This window comes from Paenibacillus piscarius, from assembly GCF_022234545.1.
Taxonomy (GTDB): Bacteria; Bacillota; Bacilli; order Paenibacillales; family Paenibacillaceae; genus Paenibacillus_AQ; species Paenibacillus_AQ piscarius.
In genome coordinates this window covers 13,756-27,317 of the sequence record NZ_JAIEUI010000015.1, presented here as the reverse complement: position 1 = coordinate 27,317, position 13,562 = coordinate 13,756, and the positions used below count along the sequence as shown (strand labels likewise).

The 13,562-nt window shown below is 54.5% G+C and carries 11 protein-coding genes; 6 read left to right on the top strand and 5 right to left on the bottom strand.

Features of this window, described 5'->3' with window-relative positions:
- Positions 1 to 49 precede the first annotated feature (49 nt).
- A complete protein-coding gene (gene htpG, locus K1558_RS21415; RefSeq protein WP_238653710.1) occupies positions 50 to 1,933 on the top strand; it encodes a molecular chaperone HtpG in 1,884 nt (627 codons plus the stop codon).
- Positions 1,934 to 2,116: 183 nt separating this feature from the next.
- Here htpG and K1558_RS21410 read toward each other — a convergent pair whose 3' ends face one another.
- The gene (locus K1558_RS21410; protein ID WP_238653709.1) at positions 2,117 to 2,986 is read right to left on the bottom strand and encodes a LysR family transcriptional regulator; all 870 of its coding nucleotides are present in this window, start codon (positions 2,984 to 2,986) and stop codon (positions 2,117 to 2,119) included.
- Positions 2,987 to 3,147: 161 nt separating this feature from the next.
- Between K1558_RS21410 and K1558_RS21405 the strand changes: the two genes are divergently transcribed.
- Together K1558_RS21405 and K1558_RS21400 are read left to right on the top strand one after the other, a co-directional pair.
- Positions 3,148 to 4,887, top strand: coding sequence for an ABC transporter ATP-binding protein (locus K1558_RS21405; protein WP_238653708.1), 1,740 nt, complete (start codon positions 3,148 to 3,150; stop codon positions 4,885 to 4,887).
- On the top strand, positions 4,884 to 6,623 hold the full coding sequence (locus tag K1558_RS21400) for an ABC transporter ATP-binding protein (RefSeq protein WP_238653707.1): 1,740 nt from the start codon (positions 4,884 to 4,886) through the stop codon (positions 6,621 to 6,623). Before K1558_RS21405 ends, K1558_RS21400 begins: the two co-directional genes overlap by 4 nt.
- A gap of 149 nt (positions 6,624 to 6,772) precedes the next feature.
- On the opposite strand, the gene K1558_RS21395 is transcribed toward K1558_RS21400, so the two are convergent.
- Positions 6,773 to 7,645: a helix-turn-helix domain-containing protein gene (locus K1558_RS21395; protein ID WP_238653706.1), complete on the bottom strand. Its 873-nt coding sequence runs from the start codon at positions 7,643 to 7,645 to the stop codon at positions 6,773 to 6,775.
- Positions 7,646 to 7,829: 184 nt separating this feature from the next.
- On the opposite strand from K1558_RS21395, the gene K1558_RS21390 reads away from it, so the two are divergent.
- Positions 7,830 to 9,908, top strand: coding sequence for a beta-galactosidase (locus K1558_RS21390; protein WP_238653705.1), 2,079 nt, complete (start codon positions 7,830 to 7,832; stop codon positions 9,906 to 9,908).
- Between the two features lie 349 nt (positions 9,909 to 10,257).
- Here K1558_RS21390 and K1558_RS21385 read toward each other — a convergent pair whose 3' ends face one another.
- The 3 genes from K1558_RS21385 to K1558_RS21375 are packed head-to-tail and all read right to left on the bottom strand — an operon-like array spanning position 10,258 to position 11,160.
- Positions 10,258 to 10,449, bottom strand: a complete 192-nt coding sequence (locus K1558_RS21385) for a hypothetical protein (RefSeq protein ID WP_238653704.1) — start codon at positions 10,447 to 10,449, stop codon at positions 10,258 to 10,260.
- Between the two features lie 50 nt (positions 10,450 to 10,499).
- Positions 10,500 to 10,952 carry a hypothetical protein gene (locus K1558_RS21380; RefSeq protein ID WP_238653703.1) on the bottom strand — a complete coding sequence of 151 codons (453 nt, stop codon included), beginning with the start codon at positions 10,950 to 10,952 and terminating at the stop codon, positions 10,500 to 10,502.
- Positions 10,939 to 11,160, bottom strand: a complete 222-nt coding sequence (locus K1558_RS21375) for a helix-turn-helix transcriptional regulator (RefSeq protein WP_420800458.1) — start codon at positions 11,158 to 11,160, stop codon at positions 10,939 to 10,941. Before K1558_RS21375 ends, K1558_RS21380 begins: the two co-directional genes overlap by 14 nt.
- Before the next feature lie 167 nt (positions 11,161 to 11,327).
- On the opposite strand from K1558_RS21375, the gene K1558_RS21370 reads away from it, so the two are divergent.
- Together K1558_RS21370 and K1558_RS21365 are read left to right on the top strand one after the other, a co-directional pair.
- Entirely contained in the window at positions 11,328 to 12,080 is a 753-nt protein-coding gene (locus tag K1558_RS21370) for an ABC transporter ATP-binding protein (RefSeq protein ID WP_238653701.1), read from the top strand.
- Positions 12,077 to 13,501, top strand: coding sequence for an ABC transporter permease family protein (locus K1558_RS21365; RefSeq protein WP_238653700.1), 1,425 nt, complete (start codon positions 12,077 to 12,079; stop codon positions 13,499 to 13,501). Before K1558_RS21370 ends, K1558_RS21365 begins: the two co-directional genes overlap by 4 nt.
- The last annotated feature ends 61 nt before the right edge of the window (positions 13,502 to 13,562 follow it).

Below are 13,562 nucleotides of genomic sequence, written 5' to 3'. Positions count from 1 at the left end.
CAAAGCTCCGACATCCGAAGGTTATTTCTGAAAGGAGATTTATTTATTCATGGCCAAAAAAGAGTTCAAAGCTGAATCCAAAAGACTGCTGGAAATGATGATTAACTCCATTTATACGCAGCGGGAGATCTTCCTGCGGGAACTGATCTCCAATGCAAGCGATGCCATCGACAAAATCTATTACAAGGCATTATCCGATGACAGTCTGGTATTTAATAAAGAGGACTACTACATTAAAGTTACCGCCGACAAGGACAGCCGTACCTTAACCATTTCCGATACCGGAATCGGGATGACCCAGGAAGAGCTGGAGAACAATCTGGGGATTATCGCGAACAGCGGGTCGTTTGCTTTTAAGAAGGATAATGAAGCCAAGGACGGACACAACATCATCGGACAATTCGGGGTAGGGTTCTATTCCGCCTTCATGGTGGCTGACGATGTGACCGTAATCAGTAAGGCGCTGGGCAGCGACCAGGCATTCAAATGGGAATCCCAGGGTGCGGACGGCTATACGATTGAGCCTTGTGAGAAGGAATCGGTTGGTACCGAGATAACGCTGAAGATCAAAGAGAACACCGAAGAAGATAACTACGATGAATTCCTGGAAGAATACCGCCTGAAATCGATTATCAAGAAATATTCGGATTTCATCCGCTTCCCGATCAAGATGGACGTTACGAGCAAACAGCCGAAGGAAGACGCTGAGAATGAGTTCATCGATGTGACTGAGGAGCAGACCATCAACAGCATGGTGCCGATCTGGCGCAAGAACAAGAAAGAGCTGACCGATGAAGACTACAACAACTTCTATGCCGAGAAGCGCTACGGCTTCGACAAGCCGCTGAAGCACATTCATATCAGTGCCGACGGTGCGGTGGTCTATAACGCGATTCTGTTCATTCCTGAGAATACGCCGTTCGATTATTACACTAAGGAATATGAGAAGGGCCTGGAGCTCTATTCCAATGGTGTGCTGATTATGAACAAATGTGCCGATCTGCTGCCGGATTACTTCAGCTTCGTCAAAGGGATGGTTGATTCCGAGGATCTGTCGCTGAACATCTCCCGTGAGATGCTGCAGCATGACCGCCAGCTGACGCTGATTGCGAAGAACATTAAGAGCAAGATCAAGAGCCAGCTCCTGAGCATGCTGAAGGAAGAGCGCGAGTCGTATGAGAAGTTCTATAAATCCTTTGGCAGACAGCTTAAGTTCGGAGTCTATAATGACTATGGTATGGAGAAGGAGACGCTTCAGGACCTGCTGATGTTCCACTCCTCCAAGGAGAACAAGCTGGTGACACTGGCTGAATATGTAGAGAGAATGCCGGAAGACCAGAAGTATATCTACTATGCCTCCGGCGAATCAGTGGAGCGCATTGAGAAGCTGCCGCAGACCGAGCTGGTTGCCGATAAGGGCTACGAAATCCTATACTTCACCGATGATATTGACGAGTTCGCGATCAAGATGATCATGTCCTACAAGGAGAAGGAATTCCGCAATGTCTCCAGCGGTGACCTGGGTATCGAAGAGAGTGCCGAGGATAAGCCGTCCGAAGAGGAAGAGAATGAGAACAAGGACCTGTTCGAAGCGATGCAGGGCATTCTGTCCGGCAAAGTGAAGGCAGTGAAGGCCTCCAAGCGGCTGAAATCCCATCCGGTCTGCCTGTCCACCGAAGGCGAGCTGACAATCGAGATGGAGAAAATCCTCAAGGCCATGCCAAACGGCGGCCAGGATGTGCAGGCGGACAAGGTGCTGGAAATCAACATTCACCATGATGTCTTCAAATCGCTGAAGGCTGCGGCCGAAGGCGATAAGGAGAAGCTGGGCCTGTACACGAACCTGCTGTATAACCAGGCGCTGCTGATTGAAGGGCTGCAGGTCAATGATCCGGTGCAGTTCACGAACGATATTTGCAAAATCATGGTCTAAAACCGGCGCATCGCCGGGCGCAGACCTGAGAGAATAACAACCCCCGCTACCAGAACTGACTGGTAGCGGGGGTGTTTGCGTCTGCACGGAAGAGGCGGCAGCCGCCTGTCTGCGGATGAATGCCGCCGGGATTGGACATCCTCCTGAATGCAGGGCCTGAGTACGGTGCGCTGTGCTGCCGGTTCAGAGCGACTTGAAGGTCTCAATGAACTTGACCGCAAGCGACGACAAATATTTGTTCTTGACCCAGACGGCTGCCACACGGGTGCGCAGGGTCTCGCAAAGGATCTCTTTATAGATCAGGTTGCTGTGATTGGCCAGCTCCAATGCGGACCTCGGCACAATGCCGATCCCGAGTCCCGCATTGGCCCAGAGCAATGTGGTCCGTGCATCATCATTCATACAGAAAATCTCCGGCTCGAACCCATGCTCCAGGCAGGTCTCGCGGATCAGCTGCTCGAAGCGGCGGTAAATAATCAGCGGCTTGTCCTGCAGCTCGCCGAGCTGGGCAGCACTCTGGCCGCGGGCCCAATCATAATCGGCAGTCATCACCGCGATCATCGGCTCCGAATGGAAATACAGGCATTCCAGACTGTTGGTGCTAAACGGAGTGCGGATAATGCCCACTTCGACAATACCCTTGTTCAGCAGATCGATAATCATGAACGTATTGCCTTCATGGATCTCAAAGGTTACGCCCGGGTAACGCTTATGAAACTCTGTAAGCGGCTCGTGCAGCAGGGTAGCGCCTGAAGAGGAGACTGTGCCGATAGCCAGACTGCCCTTCAGCCCTTTGGCATAATCGCTGATCTCCCGGGCGGTGGAGTCCGTTAGTTCCAGGATCTGCTGGGCACGATTCCGCAGAATCATTCCGGCATCGGTCAGCTGGATGCTGCGCGGTCCGCGCTCGACCAGCTTGACGCCCAGCTCATCCTCCAGCAGCTTCAGCTGCTGGCTCAGCGGCGGCTGGGCCATGCGCAGCTTCCTGGCTGCAGATGTAATTTGTCCTTCCTCGGCAATTGCCAGGAAATATTTCAGTTGGCGGATATCCATGGTGCAGCCTCCGTTCCTAAGGATTATGACATATGTTATTCATATGGAATAGATACGAAACCAATATTATTAATATGGTAACAGGTATGACATAATCATAACGGGTCTTGAATGATTTGCAAGAGGGATTACATACTACGCTAAGTTAGGTGAGGATACTTGTGTACAAAATTGCTGGATTCTTAAAGCCGTACAGAAAAGAAGTGATCATCGGGCCGATCTTCAAGCTGCTGGAAGCGATTCTTGAACTGCTGCTGCCGACGATTGTGGCCTTGATTATCAATAACGGGGTAGCCAAGCAGGACAGCGCCTATGTCTACCGGATGGGCTCGCTCATGGTGCTGATGGCTATTCTGGGCTTCGGCTGCTCCATGGTCTGCCAATATTATGCGGCGCGGGCCTCTCAGGGCTTCGGTACGACGCTGCGCAACAAAATGTTCAAGCATATCTCTTCGCTCTCTTACGCGGAGCTGGATGTGATCGGTACGCCATCCTTAATCAACCGGATTACGAACGATGTCAATCAGCTTCAGCTGGCAGTTGCCATGCTGATCCGGCTGGTCATCCGCGCGCCGTTCATCTGTATCGGCGCCATTCTGATGGCAATGATTCTGGATCTGCGGCTGTCGCTGATCCTGATTGCCGCGACTCCGGTAATCGGCGTAATTCTATATTTTATTATTACACGCAGCTCCCCGATGTACCGTAAATACCAGGCGAAGCTGGACGCCCTGGCGCTGGTGCTCAGCGAGAACCTGTCCGGCATCCGGGTGATCCGTGCCTTCGCCGAGAGCCGCCGGGAGAAGCAGCGGTTCAATGACGCTTCAGAGGATCTGACCCAGACCGCGATCCGGGTCGGCCGGATCTCCGCCTGGCTCAGCCCGATGACGATGCTGGTCGTGAACGCAGCTATTATTGCCATTCTATGGGCGGGCGGTATTCACATTGAAGCCGGAAGCTTATCTCAAGGGGAGATCATCGCGTTCATTAACTATGTGACCCAGATTCTGCTTGCCTTAATTGTGGTCTCGAATCTGGTCATTCTGTTCACCAAAGCTTCATCGTCCGCCAGCCGGATCAATGAGGTGCTGGCCATGATCGCATCGGTGCCTGAAGTGGCAGCGGATAAGCCTGCAGCCCGGCCGGATGTCAGTGCGCCGGTTATTTCCTTCCGGAATGTCTCTTTCGGTTACAACACAACCGGGGAGCTGGCGCTGGAGAATATCAATGTGGATATCCGCCGCGGGCAGACGGTTGGTCTGATCGGGAGCACCGGTTCAGGGAAGACCACCTTCGTCAATCTGATTCCGCGCTTCTATGATGCGGTGGAAGGAGAGGTTAGGGTAGAGGGCGTGAATGTGCGCGACTACCGGCTGGAGGAGCTTCGTACCCGTATTGGCATCGTGCCGCAGAAGGCGGTGCTGTTCACCGGAACGATTGCCGATAATATCCGCTGGGGCAAGGCATCGGCCACGCAGGAGGAGATGATGGCTGCAGCAGCGGTCGCCCAGGCAGAAGAATTCATCAGCAGGCTGCCGGAGGGATTGGACACCCCGGTGGTGCGGGGGGGACACAACCTCTCCGGGGGGCAAAAGCAGCGGCTGACGATTGCCCGCGCTGTGGTAGGACGTCCGCCGATTCTGATCCTGGATGACTCCTCCAGCGCGCTGGACTTCGCAACGGATGCGGCTCTGCGCCGTGCGCTGAATGAGACCAGCAAGGAGATGACCGTGCTGCTTGTATCCCAGCGGGTGAGTACCGTAAGACAGGCGGATCAGATTATCGTATTCGAAGAAGGACGGATAGCCGGTATCGGCAGTCATGAGGAATTGCTGGCGGGCTGCGGGGTCTATCAGGAAATCTGCGAGTCGCAGCTCTCAAGCGAGGAGGCCATGCAATGAACACTACAATGACCTGGAAACGGCTGTTTACCTATACGAGCAAGTACCGCAAAATAACCTATGGCGCTATTTTCTGCGCGATTCTAAGCGTTATCGCCAGCCTCATCGGCCCGCTGCTGATCGGCCGGGCCATTGACTATATGATCGGGCCGGATCAGGTGAACTTCCCGGAGATTCTCCGGCTGCTGCTGATCCTGGGCGCTGTCTATCTGGTGGGCAGCTTCTTCACCTGGCTGCTGACCTACTACACCAACAAGCTGGCTTACCGGACGGTATATGATCTGCGCCGCGATCTGTTCGATAAGCTGGATGTGCTGCCGCTGAAGTTCCATGATAATCATCCGCAGGGTGACAGCATCAGCCGGTTCGTGAATGATATGGATGCCGTCTCGGACGGGCTGCTGCAGGGCTTCTCCACCCTGCTGACCGGTGTGGTGACCATAGCCGGAGCCATCGGGCTCATGCTCTATATCAGTCCGGTGATGACACTGGTGGTGCTGCTGTCGGCTCCCGCGACCTTTTTTGTAGCCCGGTTCATTACAATGCGCTCCCAGCAGCTGTTCCGCGAGCAGGCCAAAATTCTCGGCGGACTGAACGGCTATGTGGAAGAAATTGTCGGCGGGCAGAAGGTCGTGCAGGCTTATCACTATGAGGACCGCTCCTTCGCCAAGTTCGCCGAGCGGAACAACGAGCTGTACCAGACAGGCGTCAAATCGCAATTCTTCGGCTCGCTGTCGAACCCTACCACCCGGCTGGTGAATAATATTACCTTCTCGGTGATTGCAATGGTCGGCAGTGCGCTGGTTATCAAGGCGATGTTCTCTGTGGGGGATCTGTCCAGCTTCCTGATCTACTCCAGCCTGTTCGCCAAGCCGTTCAATGAAATTACCGGTGTGATCACGCAGCTCCAGTCGGCGACGGCTTCGGCACAGCGTATCTTCCACATTCTGGATCTGGAGCAGGAGGCCCCGGATCAGCCCGCAGCGTATGAGATGAAGAGCAGCCAGGGGACGATTACCTTCGACCATGTGAAATTCGCTTATACACCAGAGCGCCCGCTGATTAAAGACTTCAGTCTGGAGGTGAAGCCGGGCACACGCGTGGCCATTGTCGGCCAGACCGGTGCAGGCAAGACGACACTCGTCAACCTCCTCATGCGCTTCTATGAGGTGGACGGCGGTACAATCTCTATCGACGGACGGGACATTACCACAATCACCCGGGACAGCCTGCGCCGTAATTTCGGGATGGTGCTCCAGGAGACGTGGCTGTACGGCGCTTCGATCCGCGATAATATTGCCTACGGCAAGCGGGATGCCACAGACGCTGAAGTCATCGCTGCAGCCAAGGCTGCGAATGCGCACAGCTTCATCAAGCGGCTGCCGGCCGGCTATGATACGGTTATCAGCAGCTCCGGCGACAACCTGTCACAGGGTCAGAAGCAGCTGCTGACTATCGCACGCGTCATGCTTGTTGATCCGCCGATGTTAATCCTTGATGAGGCAACAAGCAGTATAGATACATTGACGGAGGCGCGGATTCAGAAGGCTTTCCTGGCGATGATATCCGGGCGGACCAGCTTCGTGATTGCCCACCGGCTGTCTACGATCCGCGAAGCGGATATTATCCTGTTCATGAAGGACGGGGATGTGGTCGAGAGCGGAACGCATGACGAGCTCCTGGAGAGCGGAGGTTACTATGCCCGCTTGTACAACAGCCAGTTCGCGGCGGTATAACTGCTGGGTATAGGGTTAGCATGAATAGCTGCGGCAGAACTTCTCCGGAAGTGTGCCGCAGCTATTTTTTATAGGAATTCAAAATGGGCGAAAAAGCGAACATAACGGGCTGGAGCTATACTCCAGGCTAATCGTCTGCCGTGCGCAGCTCAAGAATGATCCTTGTCCGGGTGCAGCCGGCTTCTCATTACTCCCGGTGTCACGCCATGGGCCTTGCGGAAGACGCGGATGAAGTAATTGGTCTCCATGCCGAGGTTCAGGGCGATGTCCTGCACCGGACGCTCCGGGTCCTCGGTCAGCATCTGCACCGCCCGCTGCAGCCTGAGGTTCTGCAGATATTTATGCGGCGTCACACCGTATTCCTGCAGGAACAGGCGCTGGAAATGCTGGACGGAGTAGCCGACAGCGGCGGCAAGATTGGTGATCAGCAGCGGCTCGGTGAAATGCTCGTTAATCAGGCTGACCGCCTTGTTCAGGGCATCATTGCGGACATTCTCGTTCTCCAGCCGGGTAGCTGGACCTGCGGTTGCTTCGCTCCGGTGCAGCATCAGCAGCAGCCGGTAGAGCATCACGGACAGCTCCTGCATCGCCTGCTCCTCCTGACGACCGCTGCTGCTGCCGTTCACCTTATGCCAGATACCGCCCAGCAGCTCCCAGCATTCCTCGAAGCGATCAGGATGGAACGGGACAGAGGGCAGCAGGCCGAGTCCCTCCAGCACAGTGCCGGCCTGGCTTCCGTGGAATCCGATGAAGCCCACATGCCACGGCTCATGGGACAATGGATAATAATCATGTCCGCGGTCGGGCGGAAAAGCATATGCCATGCCCGGCTGCAGCACGGTTTCCGTTCCGTTCTCCAGATCCCGGAACCGGCCGCTGCCGCTGCGGATCAGGAAAATCTGATGTACCGGGAATCCGGCAGGCCGGACATGGTGATACTGGATATGGCGGCCGACCGAATAAGGGTACAGCGGGAACGCGCTCAGGTCGCGCGGCATTTCGATCAGGGAGAACGGGAGCATGTGAACACCTCATCTTCATTTTGTGCTATGGAGTCGCTATGATTATCCTACCAGCGCTCACTGATTATCCTTTATGATTAACAGTATAAACGGTTATACCCCTACGGGACAACGCTGAAGAAGAGATCTGATCCGCGAAAAGTCCCATTCTAACCTGACCTACAGATGAGAGGATGAAATAATAATGAGCCGTAAAGTTCCTGCAATCAGCAGCAAGGCTCCTGTGATGCTTCACGGGGCCGACTATAATCCTGAGCAATGGCTGAAATACCCTGAGGTATTGAAAGAAGATATCCGTATGATGAAGCTGGCGGGCTGTAATGTGATGTCCGTCGGGATTTTCTCCTGGGTATCGCTGGAGCGTGAAGAAGGCGTCTTCAATTTCGACTGGATGGACCAGTTGCTGGATTCGTTCCAGGAGAATGGAATCTATGCCTTCCTGGCAACTCCGAGCGGAGCGCGTCCGGCGTGGATGTCCGAGAAATATCCTGAGGTACTGCGCGTAGAACGCAACCGGGTGCGCAATCTGCACGGCGTCCGCCATAATCACTGCTTCACCTCCCCGGTCTACCGGGAGAAGACAGCCCTGATCAACTCCAAGCTGGCTGAACGTTATGCGCATCACCCGGCGGTTATCGGCTGGCATATCAGTAACGAATTCGGCGGCGAATGCCATTGTGATTATTGCCAGAATGCCTTCAGAGACTGGCTTAAGGATAAATACAACGGAAATCTGGATGAGCTGAATCATGCCTGGTGGACAACCTTCTGGAGCCATACGTATACCTCCTGGGAACAGATCGAATCCCCGGCTCCGCACGGAGAGACGCAGGTGCACGGCCTCAACCTGGACTGGCGCCGGTTCGTGAGCGATCAGACGATCAACTTCTGCCAGCATGAGATCGATGCAGTGCGCCGTTTCAGTCCGGATCTGCCGGCCACAACGAATATGCACATGATCGATGGTGTGGACTACCGCAAGATGGCGAAGATTCTCGATGTCGTATCCTGGGATGCTTACCCGGACTGGGGCTACACGGAGGACGATGACGATGCCCGTCTGGCTGCCTGGACCGCAATGCACCACGACATGTACCGCAGCTTCAAAAACAAGCCGTTCCTGCTCATGGAGAGCACGCCTTCCCTGACCAACTGGCAGTCCGTCAGCAAGCTGAAGCGTCCGGGGATGCACAAACTGTCCTCCCTGCAGGCAGTGGCCCATGGCTCGGATTCCGTGCAATACTTCCAGTGGCGCAAGAGCCGCGGCTCCAGCGAGAAGTTCCACGGCGCGGTCATCGACCACAGCGGCCATGCGGAGACCCGGGTCTTCCGCGATGTGGCTGAGGTAGGCCGCACACTGGCCGGGCTGACCGATGTTGTAGGCACCACTACACCGGCGGAGACGGCGATCCTGTTCGACTGGGACAACCGCTGGGCGGTGAAGGATGCCCAGGGTATCCGCAATTCCGGCCTGAAGTACGAAGAGACCGTACTCCAGCATTACCGGGGACTGTGGGAGCTCGGCATTCCGGCTGATCTCGTCGGGTCCGGCGATGACCTGTCCGGTTACAAGCTGGTGATTGCTCCGATGCTGTACCTGATCAGCGAGGAGAACGGCAAGCGGATTGAGAAGTATGTGGAGCAAGGCGGCACGCTGCTGGCCACCTATTGGTCAGGCGTGGTCGGCGAGACGGATCTGTGTCACCTGGGCGGCTTCCCTGGCCCGCTGCGCAGAACGCTGGGCATCTGGGCTGAAGAGACCGAAGGGCTGCACAGCCGCGATCTGAACGGCCTGGTCATGGACCCGGGCAACAGCCTGAAGATGAGCGGCGAATACGATGCGCATGAGATTGCCGAGCTGATTCATCTCGAAGGCGCTGAGGCGCTGGGCCATTACCGCAGCGACTTCTACGCCGGACGTCCGGCACTCACAGTGAACAAGCTGGGAGCGGGTAAGGCGTATCATCTGGCAACCCGCGTGAAGGATCTGCAATTCTATGTGGATCTCTACGCAGCCATCGCCGGCAAAGAGCGGATCAGCCGCACGCTGAACAGTGAGCTTCCAACAGGCGTAACTGCCCAGCTGCGTACCGACGGCGAGCATGATTATGTATTCGTGCAGAATTTCAGCGGCGCCGAGCAGGTTGTGACGCTGGATGGCCGGGAATACACCGATGTGGAATCCGGCGCAGCGGCACCAAGCGAACTCAAGCTGGCCGTGAACGGGCTGGCGATTCTGAAGCGCGCGGCAGTGCAGGCGTAAAGCGCAGCAGATTGTCCAAAAGTATAGCATTCAAACAGCGCAGCGATTCTCCTGTTATAGGAGGGTCGCTGCGCTGCGTTTATCCGAAAAAGTAATCGGAAAACCGATTACATTGAGGTGGGGAGGAGGCGGTGGGTGGAATGTAATCGGAAAACCGATCACATTGGGCGGTGCAGGGGCGCGTGGGTGGAATGTAATCGAAAAACCGATTATAGTGGGCGGGGCGGAGGCGCGTGGACCAAATGTAATCGAAAAAGCGATCACATTGGCGGCGGCGGAGGTGTTTGCGCCAAGGTGCTTGACCAAGACGCTCCCGCCGGGCAGCAGACCCGCGCCTAGTCACAGGGTTTTAGCGATACAGCGCCTCAATCCCTTCAATCACCCGCAGATAATACTCACGCTCATGCGGAACGAATTGCGCGAATTCCACCTGCTCATCCAGCACGATCCGATCCCCTTTACCGGTGACCCGGAAGCCCTGCACATGCAGCTTGCTGCCGGCTCCGGTGATGAAGCTGCGGAAGTCCGCGAATCGGGCCAAGGCGATGCCAGCGACCTCTTCCTGTTGTAGTGTGAATTCGCATGGATCAGTTACATTTTGCGGGAATAATAGGCCGCCAGTGCAAAGTATAGTGCCAATAGTGCAGCTAATATAATTGCAATGGTTATGAAAACAACTTTGCTGATAAAGGATGCGGCAACGGCGGAAAGAGATAACAGGAGAAGGGTAAGCGTCATGCCGGCCCTGGCTGTTTTGAGGGCAATCATCCGGTTGCGTTCGTCCTTCTCAGCAATATGTAAGACTTCCATGACTTCGGGGCTGCGGAGTGCTCTGCGGAGCCGGACAATACGGAGAGTTGCAGAGACTACAGCCCCGAGCAATAACCCGGCCAGAATTCCGATGTCCCAGCTGTCAAGGGTATCGATGCTGCCATACACAAACGCTTTTAGTATAAACGCAGCAATAACGATGATCCCTATACAAGCCGCATAGATAGTAATGATACGTATCCGCCGTCTTAACTCCTGCTCAAAAGATGTCATAATCGATATCCTCCACATCTGAAAAATCAAAAATGTCCTCGATCGGCAACCCGAAAAATTTCGAAATCTTATAGGCCAGCGGGAGGGAGGCGGTATACTTTTCGTTCTCAATTGATGTGATTGTATGGCGTGTGACACGTAAAGCCCTGGCCAATTCCTCCTGGGATATCCGCCGCTCTTTCCGCAGCTCGCGTATTCTTGTTTTCACCGGCACACTCCTTTCCGAGGATGATTTACAGGTAGCTTCACTCTAATATTATGGTTCACTTCCCGGAGAATAGTCAAGTATACTACACCAAAAATGTATAGTTGACTATACAAAAAATGTGCAGTAAGCTATACATGATCATAATCTGAAGAGTGGGGCGGGGACGTATGGGCGACATACGGTTTGAAGGGGTCAGCAAGTCTTTTGGCGGAGTGGCGGCTGTAAACGGTCTTAATCTTACTATTGCGGAGGGGGAGGTCTACGCACTGCTTGGGCATAATGGAGCGGGCAAGACAACAACGCTAAGGCTGCTCTTGGGGCTGCTGGAGCCGGACGATGGAACGGTCACGGTGTGTGGGAGCTGTCCTATTCAAGACGGGAATAAGGTGAGGGGGATGTGCGGCGTGTTATCTGAGGATGTAGGGCTGTACGAGTCCTTGACCGTCCTCGATAACCTGATGTATTACGCTGATATCTACGGCATGAGCCGTGCCGAATCGGGCAGCCGCATAGATGAGCTGTTGCAGACGTTCACGATGCAGGACAAGAAACGGGCTCCTGTAAAGACCCTGTCAACCGGTATGCGCAAAAAGACCGCCCTGATCCGTGCCATGCTTCACAGCCCCCGCATCCTCATCCTGGATGAGCCGACGAACGGGCTTGATCCTGTCAGCACCGCAGATCTAAGAGCGATGTTATTAAGGCTTGCGAAGGAGCAGGGCACGACAATCATTATGACTACACACAATCTGGAGGAGGTCCAGAAAATGTGTGATAAAATTACAGTTTTGCGGCATGGTCAGAATATCTTTACCGGATCAATTGCAGCGCTGGAAGACAGCGGGCATGATATGGAGCACGGACAGTTCAGTCTGGAAAAGCTGTATATGGAGCTTGAGCAGGGGGCAGGACGGCTATGACACGGTCCTATCCTGTTTTTCGTGCAGCGTGTATAGAGTTCACCAGGGAAAAGGGGATGCTTCTGTTGTATGGATTGTCCATCGGCATTACCGGCATCATCGTGCCAATCGTCATGCAAGGAATAGAAGCTTCCTTAACCACAGCTGCGCTGCTTACGGCCATCTTATTAAGACCTCTTCTATCGGACAGCCTGGCGGGCGAACGGGAGCACCGGACCCTGGAAACGCTCCTGTCGAGCCCCTTGAACGGGAAAAGCATTATTTGGAGAAAGCTTCAATTCTGCTGCTTATTTGCGTTCAGTTATTTCTCCATAACCGTCTTTTGCTCCGCGTTAACGTGCTTTCTGGTCAGAGGTGTAACGGTGCTGCTACCTTGGCAATGGCTTGGCATTATGGGTCTGGCGGCACTGAATTATGGAGCAACCTGTATTGTGGGGGTGTACGCTTCGTCAACATCGGGAGATATGCGGGTAGCTAACAGCCGGGTGTCGTGGAGGGCTTACCTGCTGAGCCTGCTGTTCGTGGTGTGTCTGGGGGTTGTCGTGTCAGCAGACACGGAATCAGCATTGTCGGTGGGGGCTGTCTGCGCACTGATTTATCTAAGTGTCCTGTCATTATATACCGCGAAGATCAGGAGAATGAAGCAGCCGGATTTCTTCAAGCCGGGAACGATCCGGAAGCCGGAGAGAGTGCATGAGCGTCGTGCTTCTTCATTGCAGCCGAAGTCGCAGTTTGGCATTGTTCTGACATTTGAATGGAAGGCATTGATGACTCTAAAATCTTTGCTGCTCAGCTTTGGCCTGCTGTGCTTCTCGCCGGTTGCTCTAGTGTGTCTGCTGTTGTATTTTACAGGGACATTCGACCTCAACTATGCGGTGATCCTGACGGTTCTGCTCATTCCGAGAGTGCCGTCCAACTTAATCGCCTACTCCATTGGCGGGGAGAAGGTCTATAAGACGGGAGAAGCCTTGTTATCCACACCTCTGCGGCTCCGGCCGGTATTGCTTGCCAAGTGTACAGTTCCGGTTCTGGTGACTGCGGTCATGCTGGCTGTCTCCTTCTTACTGGTATGGGCAAGTACCTGGTTGATCCCGCTCATTATGCCTGAATTGGCTCCTATCCCGGGGTATTCGGCCACGCAGCTTATCCTGCTGTTCCCCGTGAGTATCCTGTCGTCTATCTCTATGATCTTAATCGCGGCTGTTCTTGCTGTACGATTGCAGACTCCGCGTCATGGCTTGTATGCCGCCAGCTTCCTGTCGTTTCTGTTCGTGCTCCCGGTCATGGCGATTCTCTATCTGGCCCCGGACCCGCTGCTGTGGGCGATCATCTATCCCGTTGTCCTGTTGCTTGGCGATCTGATCTGCGCGATGAAGATCTCCGGCAACATGACCCGTCCTCAGGTTATGAGCAGACTATGATGAACATACTAAACCCCCGGCTGCGCTTCAACAGAAGCAGCCGGGGGTTCATATTAGTGAG